Source organism: Kribbella sp. NPDC051587, assembly GCF_044453945.1.
Classification (GTDB): Bacteria; Actinomycetota; Actinomycetes; order Propionibacteriales; family Kribbellaceae; genus Kribbella.
In genome coordinates this window covers 23581-41198 of the sequence record NZ_JBITDE010000012.1, presented here as the reverse complement: position 1 = coordinate 41198, position 17618 = coordinate 23581, and the positions used below count along the sequence as shown (strand labels likewise).

Below are 17618 nucleotides of genomic sequence, written 5' to 3'. Positions count from 1 at the left end.
ACTGCGTCAGAGGCGGATGGTCAGGTTTCGGGTGGCGCCGGCTGCGTTGCTGACGTCGGCGGTGATCTCCAGGCCGAGCAGGGTTCGCCGTACGCGGACTCCTTCGTCGGCCTGGACGATCGTGGCCCCGGGCAACAGTAGACGCAGGTGTACGACACCGGCCAGCTGGGTGGGATCGGAGAGTGCGAGGTCGAGTTCGCGACCGCGGGCTCTCCGAACCACTGAGCAGGGTGTGTCGGCAATGACTTCCGCAACCCGGCCGGGGGTCCAGAAGTTGGCCAGGAGGAGCTGGCCGCTGAGGATCGCTTGGGCGTCGGCGGTGTTGCGGAGGACGAGCAGCGGGCTGCGGCGGGCAAGTTGTTTGGTCTGTGCCACGGTTGCGCCGGGGGCGACGAGATAGCTGTACGTCGCGTTGGCCGGATTAATGCCGTGGTCGAGCCACATCGTCAGGTAGCGACGACTGATCGGTGTGGTGGGGCCGCCGGTGTTGATGTCTCGCCAGGAGCCGGTGCGGGTCTCGCGGTGCAGGTGCAGTTGGGGGCTGCCGTCGAGGAAGACGTAGCCGGCGACCCCGTCCAGTTGGGCCCAGCGTGCATCGACGGTCGCGGTGTCACCGAGTTGGGGGACCGCTGGGGATCCGTTGACGATCAGGGGGTTCGTGCCGTCGCTGTGCAGGTTGCGGTTCTCGACGATCGTCTCCACGGAATGACCGCTGGTGCTGGTGATGCCGGCACCGAGCGCTACGACGTACTGGTCGAGGCAGAACCAGGACTTTCGCGCTCGCATCGGTGCGGCGGGGCCTTGGAGATCCTGGCCGATGGCGGCGTACCCGGCGAGGGTGGCGCCGCCTACCCAAGTGGTGGTGGGCCGGGCCGCACCCCATTCGCCTCCTGCTTTTGGTGCCAGCGGCAACTTGTCGACCGTGGTCCCGGGGAGGCGGTAGCGATCCACGGTGGGCCAGAAGGCGTCGGCGTACTGGCCGTTGTCGCTGGTGTAGAGGTACGTCATCCCGGAGCCGCTGTGGAAGCCTTGGTCGTTCTCGCCGTTGCCGCATTCGTAGTACGCGATCCGCGCACTGGCCATCGAGATCGAGTACGCCCAGCCCGAGCGACGGTGGACTGAACGATCCATGCTCGCGAACAGGGTGTGGCCGTTCGGTTCGGGCGCCGCAGTCACACCCTGCAAGCTCTTGATCAGGGCGACGCGGGGAATGGTTGCCCCGGACAACACATTGCCGAACGTGTCGCGCTTGACCCAGCCGGCGACGGCCGCCCGCCATTGCGCTGCGAGTGCCGCGTCGACCCCGTTGGCCAGGCGCAGGATCGCCTCCATGGCGGTGTAGCTGTCGTTGTGATCGGACGCGTTGTAACGCGAGACCGCGCGGCCGCGGACGAAGTCCATCATCCGTGCGTCGTGCACGACCGGGAGGTACGCCTTGGCGACCGAGTCGAACAGGATCTGTCGCTTCGGGTCGGTGACCTCCCAGGGAGAGTTCGCCAGCAGGGCGAGGAGCTTGCCGATGCCGTTGAGCAGCACATGGCCGTAGGTTCCGGTGTAGGCGACCCAGGTGTGCTGGACGAATGAGCCGTCCCGGTAGAAGCCGTCGCCGCTGGTGACGTACTGCCAGGTGTCGCTGAGACCGTCGCGGGCGTGGGTGAGCCGGGTCTCGTCCTCGGTGACCAGCGATCGCACGATGATCGCCTGGCAGAGATCGACCCGGTTCGCGCCGGTCGAGACGATCGGACCGCGTTCGGGCGGGAACATCAGGTACGGGTCGGGGACGAAGTGGTCGATGGCCGCGCAGTACCGGTCGCGAGCCTCGGCCGGCAGCTTGTCGTAGAGCAGGACCATGATGTTCGCGAGCGGCCGGGTCGCGCCGATCTCCCACGACCACCAGTTGCCGAACTCGACCGTGGCCGTGCTGTAGATCAGCTGGTTCATGGATTCCAGGGCAGCCAGTACGTCGGTCAGCAGCGCGGCATCGGCGTGATACTTCGAGCCTGGGGTGGCCCACGCCGTCGCGAGTTGTTCGAGCCGGACGTAGGTGTTCGGGATCGACGGGTCGGCGGTCAGCGGCTGGTCGGTGAAGACGCGGGTCCGCAGCGGAGTGCGGTCGAGTTTGGCCAGCGTCGACACCACTGCGGAGTCCAGGCGCTGCAAGGCGGCTGCGTAGTCGGGGTCGGCTGGATCGATCGCGGTGCTACCGGTCAGGTCGGCGGCCCACTTCGCGCGCAGCGCGGCGAAGTCCGAGGGGGCCGCGGCGGCCGGGAGCTGAAGAGTGAGGGCGGCTGCGGCGGCGGTGGCGCCGGCCAGGAAGGTACGTCGATGCACGGGGATCTCCTGAGGCGGATTCAGGGGGTGTTCGCATGAGTGTGGGTCAGGTCATCCTCTGGGTCAACAGATTGATACGAATGAATTTCCGTCGACCAGCCCAGTAGAGTCAGCGCGTGAGCGGATCCGAGGTTCCCGCGGCGGACGCCAGACGCGGGCAGAAAGCACGGCACCTCGCGGGTGACCTGCGCCGCGGAATCGCCGAGCTGCGCTGGCCCGGCGGGAAACTGCCGACCGAGCAGCAACTGGCCCAGGAGCAGGGCGTCAGTCTCAGCACGGTCCGCCGGGCGGTCGATCTGCTGGTCCAGGACGGCCTGGTCTACCGGCGGCAGGGCTCGGGCATGTACATCGCGAGCAACGAGACCGGGCCGCTGATCGGCGTGGCCGTGCCGTCGATGACCTACTACTTTCCGCGCATCATCGTCGGGATCGAGCGCGAACTCGCTCGCCACGGGGCGCAGATGCTGCTGCGCTCCACGGAATGGGAGCCGGCGGCCGAGCGGCAGGCGGTCGATGCGCTCGTGCGCGCCGGCGCGGCCGGGTTGATCCTCGCGACGGAAGGACCCGGGCTGGACGATCCCGGCGTACCGGTGGTGCTGGTGGAGCGTGGGCTGGAGGATCCGAGTACGACGCACGAGTTCGTCGGGTCGAATCACGCCGCTGGGGCGCGGGCCGCGGTCGACCACCTGCGCGGACTGGGGCACGAGCGGATCGCCTACCTGGAACGGACGAGTCCGCACACGGCTCCACAGTTGCGGGCCGGACTTGGCGACGTACCGGTGGTGTCGGAGTCGCGGGAGCGGTGGACGAGCGCCGATGCCGACCGGTTCCTGGCCGAACTCGTGCGTGAGCGGGTGACCGCGGTCATCTGCTTCGCCGACCGCGAGGCGACCTTGCTGGTCAACGCGGCAGCGGTCAAGGGGATCTCGATCCCCGGCGACCTGTCGGTGATCAGCTACGACGACGAGGTCGCGGACCTGTCCGATGTCCCCCTGACGGCGGTCTCGCCGGCCAAGTTCGAGGTCGGCCGCATCGCGGTGGAGACCTTGCGCGCCCGGCTCGCCGAGCCCGGGTCCCCGCGACGCCAGGTCTCCCTGGTGCCCGAGCTCGTCGTCCGCGACTCGACCGGCCCGGTGGGTCAGTACTCGTAGGCGCCCGCGTCGTACGGCGCCGTACGGGCTCGGCCGTCGGCGTCCGTCGCCGGTGCGTCGGTGGTGGTACCGAAGCCGATCGCGGGACTGCCGGCCTTCAGATGCACGTTGCCGGCGGGATAGTCGACGAAGTACGTCGAGTAGTCGGTGCCGACCGTCAGATTGTTGCTGTGCCGGGCGTTGGTCGCGGCGCCGGTGTTGAAGGCGTGCGCAAGGTTGTTGCGGATGACGTCGTTGTCGGACGGGTTGCCGTCCTTCTGATCGGTCAGCCGGATCTCGCTGTCGGTGGCGGGTGCCGCGGGGACGACCGTGTTGTTGACGATCCGGCTGTTGTCCATGCCGTAGAGGCCGATCGCCAGACCGACTTCGACCATCACGACGTTGTTCTCGATGGTCCAGTTGTCGTACGGCCCGTCGTACGCGCCGATGCCCTGGACGGTGTATTTCCCGTTGTACTGAAAGGGAATCTTGGTGTATCTGGTCCCTTGGCGGCTGATGAAGACGTTGCCGCGCAGGACCACGTTCGTGATCGGCGTGAAGCTGCCGTCGCCCCGGTAGCTCTGGAACATGTCGCGGTGCGGCGGGTCGTCCTCGGTGCCCGGCGGTACGACGGCGTAGCTGTTGGTCGCGGTATTCCGCTCCAGCAGGCAGCCGCTGACCTTGCAGCGATACGCGTCCTCCCAGAAGTGATCGACACTGTTGCCTCGGACAACCGCTCCGGTCGCACCGGCGCCCGCGGTGCTCGTCCGCTCGAGCATGACTCCGTTGCGGACATTGCGAATCCGGTTGTTCAGGACCTGGTTGTTGCTACCGGCCACGAGTACCGCGGTACCGCTGCGGTTGACCCAGTCGTTGTTCGCCCAGCCGGCCGCACTGCTGTCACTCGCTGCCCGGATCTGGGAGTTCTGTACGACGTCATCGGTGGCGCCCGCGTCGAACTGGATCAGGTTGCCCGCCGTGAACGAACCGTCGGCTTCCTGCGGAGAAACCACCACGCCGTCGACGGTCCAGCGAGTAGCGCCGCTCTGGAAGCGCAGCGTGCGCATCCGTGGGGTCTGCCCCGGTTCGGCCCTGATGGTTCGGAGGCCGGAGGACAGGCCGCCGCGGATCACGGGGTTGCCGTGGTTGCCGCTGCGCAGATAGATCACGTCACCAGCCGCGAACGTGCGGCCGGAGTCGAAGACCTCCTGCAAGGTGCGCCACGGACTGGCGGCGGTCCCGGGGTTGGATGACGAGCCGGCTGCCGGATCGACGTAGTACGCGACGGCAGCCGGGGCGGCGTGGGCGGGTGTGAGCGAGGCGGCCAGTAGGACGAGGGCGGGCGCGACGAGACGCAGTCCGAACATTCGAAGCTCCTCCATGGGGCGGCGGCTGGGGATCTCGAACGAGTCTGATCCAGGTCCTGGACAGCGTCAATAATTCATCCGAATGACTTTTCCTCTGGGTCGCGGACTATGTCACCCTTCCTGCGCACCCAGTTCACCCAACTGCGCGCCACACACGACCCTGCGCGGTCGCGCCGCGCAGGCCCTGCAGATGTTCGGGGCCGGCGAGGGCTGCGATGCCGGGGTGGGCGAGCGAGGCGAAACCGAGGGTGCGGTCGGCGCGCCAAGGAGTTGACCAGGTAAGGCGGCGGATCATGTGGGCGGTGCCGGCTGGGGCGCCGGTCATGACCCAGAGATCGGGGTCGTGTTCGACGAAGCGGTTGGCGTGGCGGAGCCACGAGGCTGCTTGGTCGGGCCAGAGGACCGTTTGGACGACTTCACCGCCGGCAGCCGCCCAGGCTCGGGCGAAGGCAGCGACGGCGGGCGCGGTGCCGGGTCCGTGGCCGATGGCAACGGTGCGCGCGTCGTACTGGCGTGCAAGCCTTACCAGGCAGGCGATCTCCTCGGTTGTGTGTGGAGCCGGTACGTCGAAAGCGCCGTCGACGGCGTGGAGACGGGCGGGTGCGATCAGGGGTGATGGCATGTCAGGCGGCGTCGTGGAAGACGAGGGCGAGGGTGTGGCGTTCGCCGCTGCGGATGGCGGAGACGCCGTGGCGTATGGGGGCCGCGGACCAGCCTCGTTGTGAGGGGACCGGGCGGTCGCGGGTGGTGAAGACGTAGCCGTGGCCTTTGGGGAGAAGGGTTGCGGTGCCGCGTGACTGGGCGCGGGGGCGTTGCTCGAGGAGGAGGAACTCGCCTCCGGTGTGGTCGACACCTGGGTCGTTGAGGTTGATGACCACTTGCAGCGGGAAGACCAGGTCGCCGTACAGGTCTCTGTGGAGCGCGTTCCAGTCTTTCTGGTGGTACTTCAGCAGGATCGCAGTCGACTTCGTCTGGCCGGCCTGGTGGCACATGACGAGCCACTCGTCGAGGGTGTCGGGCCACGGAGCCTCACGGCCGAGCCTGGTCCACCAGTCGCGGGCGATCGGGAGGAGGCGGGGGTAGAGCGCCTGCTTGAGCTCTTCGATCGCGGCCGGGTACGGCGTTGCGAAGTAGCGGTACTCGCCTTCGCCGAAGCGGTGCCGGCCCATGTTCACGGTGGACCGGAAGGCGTCGTCGTTGGTGTAGAGGTCGCGGATGGTCGCGGTCTCGGTGTCGTCGAGCAGGCGGGGCAGCAGCGCTCCGCCGTACTCGTCGAGCTCCGCGGTGATGCTTGGCCAGTCCCCGTTCTCGACGCGATCTCGCCACGGTGCGGCCTTGGGGTTGCTCACAGCGCCTCCTGTCGGTTCGTTCGTCCGGCAACTGAACGTTCCGGGCGGGGGAGGTGTGAGTGGTTGACCAGTGGTTAGACCGATCCGAGCATCTTTCACGCTCACTTTTGACCTTGACTTTACCAGTTGGATAACCCATCTTTGCGGGGAGACGCCCCGAGACGAAGGTGTGAACCCATGGCTCGCTCAAGCAAGTTCCTGGCCGCAGGTGTGGTGGTGGCGGCCTTCGGGCTGGTTGCTCTTCCGGCGGAGGCCTCGGTGTCTTCGCCGGTGCTGGCCTATCAGGAGGAGGGGGCCGCGACGTCGCTGATCGCGGCCAGTGCCGGTGCCATCGAGATGGTGGGGGTCGATGGAGTCAACATCGCCTCGAACGGCGCGAGTGTCGGCCTGCCGGACTCGGCGGCGACCGGCCAGCTGGCTGCTGCCCATGCTCGCGGGAAGAAGGCCGAGTTCCTGATCGGAAACTTCTCGGAGTCGATCGGCGACTTCGACGAGTCCGCGGCGTACAAGCTGTTGTCGTCGACCGCGCACATCAACACGGTCGTCGGCACGTTGAAGAGCGCGGTGAACTCGCAGGGCTGGGACGGGGTCGAGATCGACCTCGAAGCGCTGCAGGCACGCGACCGGCCCGGGCTGGTCAACTTCATCAAGGCACTCAAGGCAGCGATTCCGGGGAAGCCGGTCGGTATCGCGGTCACCACCTTCACCACGGAGCAGGAGTTCCAGGACAACGGCTACGACCTGTGGGCGATCGGGCAGGCCGTGGACCGGCTTGTGCTGATGGCGTACGACCAGCACGGTTTCGGCGACTCCGGGCCGGGCTCGGTCGGCGCGTTGGCGTGGCAGTCGACCGGTCTCGACATCGTGCTGGGGGAGATGGACGGCCACAACGACAAGGTGATCCTCGGTGAGGCCGGCTACGGATACCGCTGGTACCAGGACTGGAGCAGCGGTCACGTCGACCAGGTGTCGGACGCCCAGGCGCGTTCACTGGCCGGCTCGAAAGCCGTCTGGGACGGTGCGGCGCACGAGTGGCACGCGACGTTGTCCGACGGATCGATCATGTGGTGGGCCGACGCCAAGTCGCTGGCCGACCGGCAGTCGCTGGTCACCGATCGCGGGGTGCACGGCTTCGCCGTGTGGGACCTCGGACTGTCCGATCCCATCACGCATTCCTGAACCAGCGAAGGAGAAACATGGCACGGCAACGAACGACCATCTTCCTCGTCACCGCCACCTCGATCGCCTCGCTGCTGGGCGGCGGCTCGGTCGCGGTCGGCTCGACCGGGCACGGCGATCACGGGTCAGCCCGCTGTGGGGTGCTGTTCGACGATTTCCTTTACCAGTCGTCGGCCGATCCTGCGCTGGCCGCGCACGGCTGGAATGCCCGCAGCGAGGTCGGTGGTCCAGGCATACCGGGCGCGAGCTGGCCGGCGAGCAACGTCTCTTTCGTCAAGCAGGACGGGCAGAACGTCGCTCAGCTCCGGGCGACGACCAACGGCACGGCGGCTGGGACGACGCACGCCGAACTTCGCCGTACGACGATGAATCTGCGCAACGGAACCTATGCGACCCGGGTCCGGTACGCCGACAAGCCGGCCGCCGGACCGGACGGTGACCACATCAACGAGACGGCGTTCGCGATCGGCCCGACGAAGTTCGACTACGACCCGATCTACAGCGAACTCGACTTCACCGAATACCTGCCGAACGGCGGCTGGGGCGAGACCGGCCCGATCAACTTCCAGACGAGTTATCACACGTTCCGCGAGGATCCTTGGGACGCGCGGTCCGCGGCCGACAACCAGGCCAGGTCACTCGACGGCTGGCATACCTATGTCACCCAGGTCGGTCACGGCCATGCGAAGTACTACATCGACGGCAAGCTCACCGCCGACCACACCGTCGACCAGGACGGCAACACGGTCCTGCCGCGCCAGGACATGAGCATGAACTGGAATCTGTGGTTCATCGATCTGGACGCGCATCAGGGCACGGCGACCAGCGAGTACCACCAGCAGATCGACTGGGCGTACTACGCCAAGAACGAGACGGTCTCGCCCTCACAGGCCGCGGCCCGCGTGACGTCGTACCGGAAGCACGACACGTCCTACCAGGACACCTTGATCAACACCGGGAGCTGCGAGAACTACCAGCCGCCGGAGCACTGATCGCGTTACCAGGCAGCCAGGAGGCGGGTCCGCGAATTCTCGAGGTGGGCCCGCATCGCCTGTTCGGCCCCGGGGTGCGGATGCTGCTGACGGTCCGTCGGGGATTCGGCCTCCATAACTCTGGGTAGCCTCGGAGCAAGACGGGTTGGTCCGGGGAGGCATGGTGCGGATCACGGTGTATTTGTTACGCCCGAGTGCGCAATTGGCAAAAGAGACTCTCCGGGACCACCGTCGCTTCAAGGAGTGCGCCGTAGTACGGCCAGGAGCCGAGGACGTCGAGTGGCGACTCTTCATGGACCCGGGAATTCCCCTGGATGCCGCGTGGCTGAAGCACGTCCGCCCGCTCTTCTCCGGTCCACCGCCGGTTGCCAGCTTTGGCCTGTCTCCGGGCGCGGTGCTGTTGGTCAAGGCGCACGGACGGGTTTTCGCGGTCACGTTCGGGACAGGCTTCCATGCCATCGATGACAGCCTGAAGGAACCTGACTTCGGCCTGCTCGTTGCTGCGAACTCGGTTGATCCGGCGCAGGTGATGCTGGCGGAGGCGCGAGGCATGGGGAAGGGACGGCGCAATGCGTTGAGTACGCTGCCGACGCCCAACGAGATGTTCGCCCTGGGCCTGCTGACCGACGAGGAGTGGGTACGGCGTTTCGGTGGGGTGGTCGAGCTCCCGGGCTTCGCACGCACGATCGCTGGAGCGGACTCATTGAGCCTTGCGATCGACCAATATCGCCTCGCCGATCTGCCGGCGACCTTGGGGAAAGCTCTCCAGCTCTGGCAGGCAAACGACTACAAAGCCCGCTTCCCGTTCCTGACTTACTTCCGTCGGATCGCCGACAAGGTACTCATTGCAGAGTTGGACGAGGCAGTCGAGACCCTCCTGTGCGCTCGCGATCCCGATGTCGGCTTCGCACTTCCGGATGAGCTTCGAGTCACCGCCGACTGGTACCGCGTTGCGAAGCGTCGGAAATCCTACGATGTCTACGAGTTGCTGACCGATGAGATCTACACGGCGATCGACGCAGTCGGCGGTTGGGAGGCTCCACTGACGACGGTCAAGGTCGAGTCCTACGACATGAACGGCGACCTCGTCAGCAGGTCGCGCCCTCTGAGGTCGTACGTGGTTGCGACGGTCGAGCGCCTCGTCGGGAAGGTCAAGCAGCAATACACCTTGACCGCTGGTATCTGGTTTCGGGTCGACCAGGAGTATGTCGAACAGGTCGATCGCTTCTTGAGTGCCAAGGTGCCCGATCTGACCGAGGTGCTCGGTTTGCCGGTCTGGGACGAGAAGTTCCTCGAAGAAAACGTCGTAGGTAAGTACGGCGAGCAGCGTTACAACATCTGGGTAGGGGATCGGCTCGGGTATGCAGTCCTGGACCGAGAGCTCTACCGAGGCAGAGCAGGAGAAAAGGTCGAGATCTGCGATCTGCTCACCAGGGCAAAGCACCTGATCTGCGTGAAGCGCATGGACGGTAGCGACAAACTCAGTCACCTGTTTCAGCAGGGATCAGTGTCTGCTCAGCTGGCTCTTGGCAATGACGACTACCAAGCCATGCTGATGAGTCGACTGCGCGAACTCGATCCGAGCGCCGAGTTCGGCGTCGCTCAGGAGTGGACCGTCGTGTATGCCCTGGCTACCAGCAAACCAGGTGTGCTGAAGGACATCATGTACTTCTTCTCGCGAGCAGCCCTGAAGATGCATGCCGAGGCGATCATCAGCCGCGGCTACAAGGTCGGAGTCGTCAAGATCGACCGCCTTGCCGGAACGCCGCCAGGCGCGTGACTCGGTCAGCCGGCGGACTATGCGCAACGCCGGCTGGCGCCGAGGTGGACCTCGACGCCTGATCCACGCACCGGTGCAGGCCTAGCCGCCGGATGAGCTCCTAGCCGAGGCGGCCCTCGCAGGAGGCTGTTGTGGCTGGGGCGATTCCGCCGTTGGTGGACCGGCCGGTGGGGTCGTAGTCGCTGGGGGCCGCGCGGAGGCCGGCGAAGGAGATCCAGCCTCGGTTGTCGGCGAGGTGGAACCAGATGTCGCTGTCCCACGGCGAGGGGTTGTTCGGATAGGCCACCTTGGCGTGGATCCAGCCGTTGACCGCGACGATCTCGTTGGCGCCGAAGCCGCCGACCTTCGCCGAGAGCGGGTCCGGGGCGCGCCGGATCGAGGCGCCGACCGGGTTCCAGCGGTTCTGCGCGTAGAGCTGGTAGCCCCCGCAGCCGCCGCTGAAGGCTGTTGTTTCGTGGCCGAGGAGGTGGTCGAGACCACGGTGAGCGGGCGGCCACCACCAGGGGGCGCTGCCGGCGGTCACGATGCCGGTGATCAGCGAGATGACGATCGCCTCGGTCCATCGGCTCCGTCGGGTCTGTGTCACAGCGGCCTCTCGCATCGATCAGGAAGGGCAGGTTCGAGGGTTCAGCAGTTGGGGATCTTGCCGTTGTGCCCGGCCGGGATCACGTAGCCCCGGAAGACCCAGCCGCGGGCCGGATCCTTGGGCTGTGAGTTGGCGAACTCTTTGCCGGTGGTCTGCGGCCAGTGGATCTTCAGCCAGACCGGCCCGACGCCCATACTCGGGTCGCCGTTGAACGACGAGCGCTGCTGGCAGTCGGCCCAGACGATGCCGCGGTTCCCGACCGACCCGAACTGCTCGTCGTCGGCCTCCGGTCCGGTCCGGACCATCAGCCCGAGCTTCCCGGTGTCGACGACGACGAACTGGTAGGGCCCGGCGCCGGCCGGGGCCGCGGTGGAGGCCTTGGCCATCTCCTTGCGGAACTCGGGGTCGGTGAGCGTCTCGTCGCCCATGATCTGCTGCACCGTGCAGCTGGACTGGTCACCGTTGATGTTGCAGCCGTTGTTGCCGACGGTGCCGGTGTTGTCGCTGTTGGCCGGGCCGTCGTCGTGCTTGACGAAGGCGGCCACGCCCCCGATGAGGGTTCCGAGCGCGAGCACGGCCGCAGCGACGATCGTCACGGTGCGCCCGATGCGGGGCTTCGAGGGCGGCGTCGGCGCGGGCGTGGGGGACGCTGATGGGGTGGGAGTCGAGGTGGACAAAGCAGCCTCCGAGATGAAGGTTGTGCACCGGCCTGCGTCGGGGGCGCAGCTCAGGCCGGATGCGCTCACTGCGTGGATGCCTCTCAGAGTCAGCGATCTTCACGCTGTAAGCAACAGTTTCCTGACAATTTTCGTCAGGAAATTGATAGGCAACGTTGTCAGTTTGTTGGTATACGCTATCCGAAAGTCGAGGAGGGCATATGCGGGACGATCTGCGGGACTGGTCCCGCGAGTTGACCGGCGCTCTGCAGGAGCGGCGCATCAGTAACAACGCGGCGGCGCAGCGGGTGAACGTCAGCCCGGCGACGTTCACGTCCTGGGCCAACGGCGTGACCCGCCCGAGCGTCGAGGCGCTCCCGGCCATCGCGCGGCTCACCGGGCTCTCGGTGTGGTACCTGCACGAGCTTGCGGGCTATCTGCCCGACAGCTACGCCCCGGCGACGGCGGTCATCCAGGCAACTGAGACTCAGCGCGGCCTGTACCGGTCGATCAGGCGATGGGCCGAGCAGTCGCTGGAGGCGACCGGGCTTACTCCGGCCGCCCACGCCGCCGGCTTGATCCTCGACCACGACAAGTCCTGGGAGCTGACGCTCCGGCCGAACGTGAAAGGTCAAGCTCACCCGATCGCGAGCCATACGCTGATCGGGCTGCGGCAGCCACGCGGCAATTCGCGACCGCTGCACGAGATCCGGCGTGAGCTGGACGCGGCGATCGGTCCCAGCCTGACGAGCCTGGGCGTTCGCTGGCGCAACCGACGGGTTCCCGGCTGGCCTGACGCGCCCGACCTGCTACTGGAGGTTCCCGAGTTTGAGCGCACCCGGGCGGCGACCAGGAGCGATGCCACCCCGACGCCCCTGCCGCCGGTCATCGCGGTGCTCGGCGTTCCGTATGCGCACGCCGAGTTGGTGGGCGCGCTGGCCGCCGATGCCGTCGGCTACGGCTACGTGAACTCCTATTCCGAGATCTGCGCGCGTTTCGAGCTCGGCCTGGGACCGTCGAACCAGGACGTCGCCGAGAGCGGCGCCCGGTTGCTGCAGACCAACCTGGAACGCCGGGACGGATTCCCGCGCCGGACAGTCTGGACCTGCGCCTACCCGGAAGCGTTCGAGGAACCCGTGATCGACGCCTTGGCGGAGCGGACCGACCAGTTCTTCGTCTATGTCAGGGTCGGTCCGAGGCTGCTGGAGTTCGGCGCGGACGTCTGGAAATACGACCTGGCGAAGTGCCGGGCGATGGCCGACCGCTTGGAGGCGTTCGCCGAGCGGATGGGTCCGCACCGGTGCGGCGTCGTCACGTTGACCGATACCGAGGTCTTCGCCCGGGACGCACAGGACGGCGTGACCGACCAGGCGGTGCGGGCGGCCGCGTCCTTGCTGGAGTTGCTGGATGTCCGGCCCCAGGACCGCACCGGGTATCTCGGCGACCTGTAGCTCGCAGGGATCCGTGTAACACGGCGTTCATCAGGGTGGAACAGGGCCGTCATGGGTAGTTGAAACTGTCGGACGTGGTGCGTTCAGGAACACCTGAGGGGACGACCGCGACGAAGGGGCAGGCAGTTGAGTTACAAGGCCGAGTACATCTGGATCGACGGGACCGAGCCGAGCGCGCGGTTGCGCTCGAAGACGAAGATCCTTGCGGACGGCGCTGAGCTGCCGGAGTGGGGCTTCGACGGGTCGAGCACCAACCAGGCACCGGGCGACAAGTCGGACTGTGTGCTCAAGCCGGTGTTCTCGTGCCCGGACCCGATCCGGGGCGGGGACCACAAGCTGGTGCTGTGTGAGGTGTACCTCGTCGACGGGACGCCGCATTCGACCAACAACCGGGCCAAGCTGCTGCCGATCGCGGAGCAGTTCGCCGAGCAGGATTCGTGGTTCGGGATCGAGCAGGAGTACACGTTCTTCCAGGAGGGACGCCCGCTCGGCTTCCCGGCGGTCGGCTTCCCGGCGCCGCAGGGACCGTACTACTGCGGTGTCGGCGCCGACGAGGTCTTCGGGCGCGAGATCGTCGAGAAGCATCTGGACGCCTGCATCGACGCGGGCCTGAAGATCTCCGGCATCAACGCCGAGGTCATGCCCGGCCAGTGGGAGTTCCAGATCGGCCCGGCGGGACCGGCCGAGGTCGCTGACCACCTGTGGGTGGCGCGTTGGCTGCTCTACCGCATCGCCGAGGAGTACGACGTCGCCGCGACGCTGGACGCGAAGCCGGCCAAGGGTGACTGGAACGGCGCCGGTGCGCACACCAACTTCTCGACCAAGGCGATGCGCGAGGGCTACGACGCGATCATCACCGCGTGCGAGTCGCTCGGTGCGCCGGGCAAGGTCGAGGAGCACATCGCCGGGTACGGCGACGGGATCGAGGAGCGGCTGACCGGCAACCACGAGACCGCGCCGCACGACGCGTACAGCTACGGCGTCTCCGACCGCGGCGCGTCGGTGCGCATCCCGTGGCAGGTCGAGGTCGACAAGAAGGGCTACATCGAGGACCGGCGCCCCAACGCCAACATCGACCCCTACAACGTCGCCCGCCTGATCGTGAACACCTGCTGCTCCGCGCTGGAGAAGGCCGGCCAGGTCTAGTAGCCGTACCTCCGCGCGGGCAAGGCCGGCCCGCGCGGAGCCGGGCGGGGGAGTGATCCCGCGCTGGAGTGCAGGCACGCGGACCGGCCCTGCCCCGGACGGGCGTACGCCCGGTCGATCCATCACCCAGTCAGCCGCCGTTGAGCGATCGCTCCGGCTTCAGGCGCCGCCGGCCGGTACGACATGTCTGAGGTTCAGGCGGTCGGGTACCGGCGGGGCGAGTCGTCTCGGGTGAAGGAGTTGTCGATGTCGTCACTGCACGCGCTAGTGCTGAGTTGTTCGTTGAAGAAGTCACCGGCGAAGTCGAGTTCGGAGCTGATCGGCCGGGAGTTGCTGGCCGCGCTCGCGGATCACGACGTCGACGGTGAACTGGTCCGGGTGGTCGATCACGACGTCCGGTTCGGGGTCAGCGTCGACGAGGGCGACGGCGACGAGTGGCCTGCGCTGCGCGAGAAGGTGCTGGCCGCGGACATCCTGATCATCGCGACGCCGATCTGGATGGGGCAGCCGGCCAGCGTCTGCAAGGTCGTGCTCGAGCGGCTGGACGCGGAGCTGGCCGAGAAGGACGACCAGGGCCGGCCGCTGGTCTACGGCAAGGTCGCGATCGTCGGTGTCGTCGGGAACGAGGATGGCGCCCATCACGTCTGCGCCGAGGTGTTCCAGGCGCTGAACGACGTCGGATTCACGGTTCCCGCGGCCGGAGCGACGTACTGGGTGGGTGAGGCGATGGGATCGGTGGACTACAACGACGCCGGCCCGAAGCCGGACACCACCGGTACGACGACCAAGACCGCCGCGGCCAATGCCGCACACCTGGCTCGGCTCCTGCGAGCCGACGCCTACCCCGCAAGCTGAAGGAGAGAATTTCGATGAGCAAGATCGCATTCCTGGTCGCCGCCGAAGGGATCGAGCGGGTCGAGTTGACCGAGCCTTGGAGGGCTGTGCAGGAGGCTGGTCACGAACCTGTGCTGGTGAGCCCGGACGAGGGCGAGGTGCAGACGTTCGACCACCTGACCGCGGCGGAGAAGTTCCCGGTCGACCAGGTGGTCGCCAAGGCCGCCGTCGACGACTTCGCCGCGCTCGTTCTTCCGGGCGGTGTCGCGAACCCGGACGCCCTGCGTCGCGACGAGAAGGCGGTTGCCTTCGTCAAGGACTTCGTTGCCTCCGGCAAACCGGTGGCCGCGATCTGCCACGCCCCGTGGACCTTGATCGAGGCCGACGCCGTCCGCGGCCGGACCCTGACGTCGTGGCCCAGTCTGCAGACCGACCTCCGCAACGCCGGTGCCAGCTGGGTCGACCAGGAGGTGGCGGTCGATGGCAACCTCATCACCAGCCGCAACCCCGATGACCTCCCCGCTTTCTCCGAAACCCTCCTGAAGGCGCTCAGCTGACTCACGGTTCTCCTTCGGTTAGGAGGATTCGACTTTGGTCGGATGCCGGTGGCCCGGGATGTCTCTAGCCTCCTGGGCATGACGAAGTCTGGGGATGCGCCGCTCGAGCCGGTCGCTGCATTGTGGGTACGGCGGGCGGTCGTGCTGCTGTTCGTGAATCTGGTCGTGAGCGCGGCGTTCGCCGTACTGACGGTGGCGTTCGCGACCAATGTCGTGGACTACCAGCTGGCGGCGGGTAGTGCGAAGACGGCCGAGGAGCTGCGGATCTCGCTGTGGATCCGGGCGGCGATGGTGCTGGTGATCGCTGCGTTCTACTGGTTCATCGCGCGGCGCATGCTCCGTGGCCGGCGCGGCGCGTATGTCCGGGTTCGGACCCTGTCGCTCGCCGGTCTTGTCGCCGTCAGCTACCTGTTGGCGACCGCCGCGTACCCGCTGTGGCTGCGCGGGGTGCAGGTCATCCAGTGGCTCGTGTTGCTGGCCCTCGTGATCGTCACCAACCTCCGCCCGGTGCGAGCCGCGTTCCCACGCCCGCCCAAGGCCCCGCGCGAGAAGGGCTCCGGCAAGGCAGCGTGGAGCCTGGTCCTGCTCACGCCGCTGATCGCGGAGTTCTCCCTCGGCACTGTGCCGGTGCGGATGCTCTACCTGGTACTCCTCTACATCCCGATCTACGGCGCCGGAACCCTGCTGATCCGCGAACTCGCCCGCCGCGTCGGAGGCGGCTGGCCCACGATCGCGGTGCTGGGTCTCTGTTACGGCCTCCTCGAGGAAGGGCTCGCGCTGCAGAGCCTGACCAGTCCACACCTGTACGGCGCTGCCGAGTGGGGACCGCGGTGGCTCGGGATCAACACGACGTACACGGAACTGAATCTGCCGTACCACGTGGTCTTCAGCGTGATCGTCCCGATCGCCTTGGTCGAGCTCATCTTCCGCCGCAACGGTCGCCAGCCCTACCTGCGTCGTGGCGGTATGGTGCTCGCCGGATTCGTGACGTTCCTCGGTGCTGTCCTGCTCCGCCTGGCCGTGCCGCTGTCGGAGGACCCCGGCTACCAGATGTCGCTGGCCGCGATCCTGACCGTCCTCGCCCTCATCGTCGTGGCCGGCATCGTTGCCCTGCGCATCCTCCCGCGCCACCGCTTCGCCGTACCGGCTGCTGCCCGAGTGCCAGCACCGGCCGTGGCTGGACTAATCGCCGGTACGGCGTCCCTCGCGTTCCTCGCCCTGTTGTTCCCGATCGGCGATGCCCGCCAACCGGCCTTTGCCCACGGCAACTGGGTTCTCATCCCGATGGTCGTCGCCGCCGTGATCGCGATCGGCGTCGCCCGCCAACTGGCCCGCTGGAGCGCCTCCCCGGAGTGGACCGAACGGCACCGCCTCATCGTCGTCGGCGCCGCCCTCGTCGGTCACTCGATCTTCGGCCTCATCACCCGTGCCAAGACTCTCCCTGACCAACTCGTGATGGCCGCAGTCATCGCCGTCACCGCACTCGTCATCGTCAAACTCGCCCGCCGCGACACCGTCCAGCCCGCAGCCGTGCCTGACGGCCTTCCAGCGGACTGACCGATTTGCCGGATCGGCAACAAAGCGTGCCAATTCGGGCTGGACGAAGGATGCTGGTGCCATGACGACAGCAGAAGAGCACTGGGACGCCCGGTACGCCGAAAGCACCCGGATCTGGAGCGGTAAGCCGAACGTGGCGCTGGTGGCCGAGGTGGCCGGGCTGGAGCCCGGGCGGGCGCTCGACCTCGGGTCGGGTGAAGGCGGCGACGCGATCTGGCTGGCCCAGCAGGGGTGGCACGTCACCGCGGTCGATGTCTCGCCGATCGCGCTCAGCCGGGGTGCCGAGCACGCCAAGGAGTCTGGTGTCGAGGACCGGATCGACTGGCAGCACCACGAGCTCGGCAAGACGTTCCCCGACGGATCCTTCGACCTGGTGTCGGCGCAGTTCCTGCACTCGACGATCGACCTGCCGCGCGAGGAGATCCTCCGGCAGGCCGCCGAGGCGGTCGCGGTCGGCGGCGTACTGCTGGTCGAAGGACACCTCGAGTTCCCGGACAAGTCCCGCCACGAGGCGCATGGCGACGTCCATTTCCCGACCCCCGCCGAGGTGGTCGCGGACCTCGGCCTCGACGACGGCCGCTGGGAGATCCTGACGAGCGCCGCGCACGACAGCCTCAAGGTGATCGACGGCAAGGAGTTCCACTACCAGGACGGCACCGTGAAGGCCCGCCGCCTTCAGTAGCCGAAGCCGCGGGTTCCGGAC

At 67.3% G+C, this 17618-nt stretch carries 16 protein-coding genes; 10 read left to right on the top strand and 6 right to left on the bottom strand.

Annotation, left to right across the window (positions count from 1 at the left end):
• Positions 1-6: 6 nt before the first annotated feature.
• The gene (locus tag ACIA49_RS32505) at positions 7-2331 is read right to left on the bottom strand and encodes a polysaccharide lyase 8 family protein (protein WP_396381677.1); all 2325 of its coding nucleotides are present in this window, start codon (positions 2329-2331) and stop codon (positions 7-9) included.
• A 116-nt stretch (positions 2332-2447) separates the two neighbouring features.
• Here ACIA49_RS32505 and ACIA49_RS32500 point away from each other — a divergent pair, with 116 nt between their 5' ends.
• Positions 2448-3482 carry a LacI family DNA-binding transcriptional regulator gene (locus ACIA49_RS32500; protein WP_396381675.1) on the top strand — a complete coding sequence of 345 codons (1035 nt, stop codon included), beginning with the start codon at positions 2448-2450 and terminating at the stop codon, positions 3480-3482.
• On the opposite strand, the gene ACIA49_RS32495 is transcribed toward ACIA49_RS32500, so the two are convergent.
• From ACIA49_RS32495 to ACIA49_RS32485, 3 genes are all read right to left on the bottom strand, one after another.
• The gene (locus ACIA49_RS32495) at positions 3470-4828 is read right to left on the bottom strand and encodes a choice-of-anchor Q domain-containing protein (protein WP_396381673.1); all 1359 of its coding nucleotides are present in this window, start codon (positions 4826-4828) and stop codon (positions 3470-3472) included. The two genes, ACIA49_RS32500 and ACIA49_RS32495, sit on opposite strands and share 13 nt — an antisense overlap.
• 133 nt (positions 4829-4961) lie before the next feature.
• Positions 4962-5450 carry a hypothetical protein gene (locus ACIA49_RS32490; protein WP_396381672.1) on the bottom strand — a complete coding sequence of 163 codons (489 nt, stop codon included), beginning with the start codon at positions 5448-5450 and terminating at the stop codon, positions 4962-4964.
• A 1-nt stretch (position 5451) separates the two neighbouring features.
• Positions 5452-6177, bottom strand: coding sequence for a 2OG-Fe(II) oxygenase (locus ACIA49_RS32485; RefSeq protein WP_396381670.1), 726 nt, complete (start codon positions 6175-6177; stop codon positions 5452-5454).
• 177 nt (positions 6178-6354) lie between these two features.
• On the opposite strand from ACIA49_RS32485, the gene ACIA49_RS32480 reads away from it, so the two are divergent.
• From ACIA49_RS32480 to ACIA49_RS32470, 3 genes are all read left to right on the top strand, one after another.
• Positions 6355-7356: a glycosyl hydrolase family 18 protein gene (locus ACIA49_RS32480; protein ID WP_396381668.1), complete on the top strand. Its 1002-nt coding sequence runs from the start codon at positions 6355-6357 to the stop codon at positions 7354-7356.
• Positions 7357-7373: 17 nt separating this feature from the next.
• Entirely contained in the window at positions 7374-8348 is a 975-nt protein-coding gene (locus tag ACIA49_RS32475; protein WP_396381666.1) for a glycoside hydrolase family 16 protein, read from the top strand.
• Between the two features lie 163 nt (positions 8349-8511).
• The gene (locus ACIA49_RS32470) at positions 8512-10128 is read left to right on the top strand and encodes a DUF6119 family protein (protein ID WP_396381665.1); all 1617 of its coding nucleotides are present in this window, start codon (positions 8512-8514) and stop codon (positions 10126-10128) included.
• A gap of 100 nt (positions 10129-10228) precedes the next feature.
• On the opposite strand, the gene ACIA49_RS32465 is transcribed toward ACIA49_RS32470, so the two are convergent.
• Entirely contained in the window at positions 10229-10714 is a 486-nt protein-coding gene (locus ACIA49_RS32465) for a hypothetical protein (protein WP_396381664.1), read from the bottom strand.
• A 41-nt stretch (positions 10715-10755) separates the two neighbouring features.
• Positions 10756-11310: a hypothetical protein gene (locus tag ACIA49_RS32460; RefSeq protein WP_396381662.1), complete on the bottom strand. Its 555-nt coding sequence runs from the start codon at positions 11308-11310 to the stop codon at positions 10756-10758.
• A gap of 281 nt (positions 11311-11591) precedes the next feature.
• Between ACIA49_RS32460 and ACIA49_RS32455 the strand changes: the two genes are divergently transcribed.
• The 6 genes from ACIA49_RS32455 to ACIA49_RS32430 all read left to right on the top strand — a co-directional run bounded on the left by ACIA49_RS32455 (position 11592) and on the right by ACIA49_RS32430 (position 17597).
• Positions 11592-12821 (top strand): helix-turn-helix domain-containing protein, encoded by a 1230-nt coding sequence (locus tag ACIA49_RS32455; RefSeq protein WP_396381660.1) that lies wholly within the window; start codon positions 11592-11594, stop codon positions 12819-12821.
• 126 nt (positions 12822-12947) lie between these two features.
• On the top strand, positions 12948-13967 hold the full coding sequence (gene glnII / locus ACIA49_RS32450) for a glutamine synthetase (protein ID WP_396381658.1): 1020 nt from the start codon (positions 12948-12950) through the stop codon (positions 13965-13967).
• Between the two features lie 246 nt (positions 13968-14213).
• Entirely contained in the window at positions 14214-14822 is a 609-nt protein-coding gene (locus tag ACIA49_RS32445; RefSeq protein ID WP_396381656.1) for a flavodoxin family protein, read from the top strand.
• A gap of 14 nt (positions 14823-14836) precedes the next feature.
• Positions 14837-15358 (top strand): type 1 glutamine amidotransferase domain-containing protein, encoded by a 522-nt coding sequence (locus ACIA49_RS32440; protein WP_396381654.1) that lies wholly within the window; start codon positions 14837-14839, stop codon positions 15356-15358.
• A gap of 78 nt (positions 15359-15436) precedes the next feature.
• Complete coding sequence (locus ACIA49_RS32435; RefSeq protein ID WP_396381653.1) at positions 15437-16915, top strand: hypothetical protein; 1479 nt, start codon at positions 15437-15439, stop codon at positions 16913-16915.
• 61 nt (positions 16916-16976) lie between these two features.
• Positions 16977-17597 (top strand): SAM-dependent methyltransferase, encoded by a 621-nt coding sequence (locus ACIA49_RS32430; protein ID WP_396381651.1) that lies wholly within the window; start codon positions 16977-16979, stop codon positions 17595-17597.
• Positions 17598-17618 lie beyond the last annotated feature (21 nt).

Bases quoted from the DNA above. Each gene is read 5' to 3' on its own strand.
- ACIA49_RS32430 (WP_396381651.1), top strand. From the start codon at position 16,977: ATGACGACAGCAGAAGAGCACTGGGACGCCCGGTACGCCGAAAGCACC.
- ACIA49_RS32490 (WP_396381672.1), bottom strand. From the start codon at position 5,450: ATGCCATCACCCCTGATCGCACCCGCCCGTCTCCACGCCGTCGACGGC.
- ACIA49_RS32455 (WP_396381660.1), top strand. From the start codon at position 11,592: ATGCGGGACGATCTGCGGGACTGGTCCCGCGAGTTGACCGGCGCTCTG.
- ACIA49_RS32495 (WP_396381673.1), bottom strand. From the start codon at position 4,828: ATGTTCGGACTGCGTCTCGTCGCGCCCGCCCTCGTCCTACTGGCCGCC.
- ACIA49_RS32445 (WP_396381656.1), top strand. From the start codon at position 14,214: ATGTCGTCACTGCACGCGCTAGTGCTGAGTTGTTCGTTGAAGAAGTCA.
- ACIA49_RS32480 (WP_396381668.1), top strand. From the start codon at position 6,355: ATGGCTCGCTCAAGCAAGTTCCTGGCCGCAGGTGTGGTGGTGGCGGCC.
- ACIA49_RS32440 (WP_396381654.1), top strand. From the start codon at position 14,837: ATGAGCAAGATCGCATTCCTGGTCGCCGCCGAAGGGATCGAGCGGGTC.
- ACIA49_RS32435 (WP_396381653.1), top strand. From the start codon at position 15,437: ATGACGAAGTCTGGGGATGCGCCGCTCGAGCCGGTCGCTGCATTGTGG.
- ACIA49_RS32475 (WP_396381666.1), top strand. From the start codon at position 7,374: ATGGCACGGCAACGAACGACCATCTTCCTCGTCACCGCCACCTCGATC.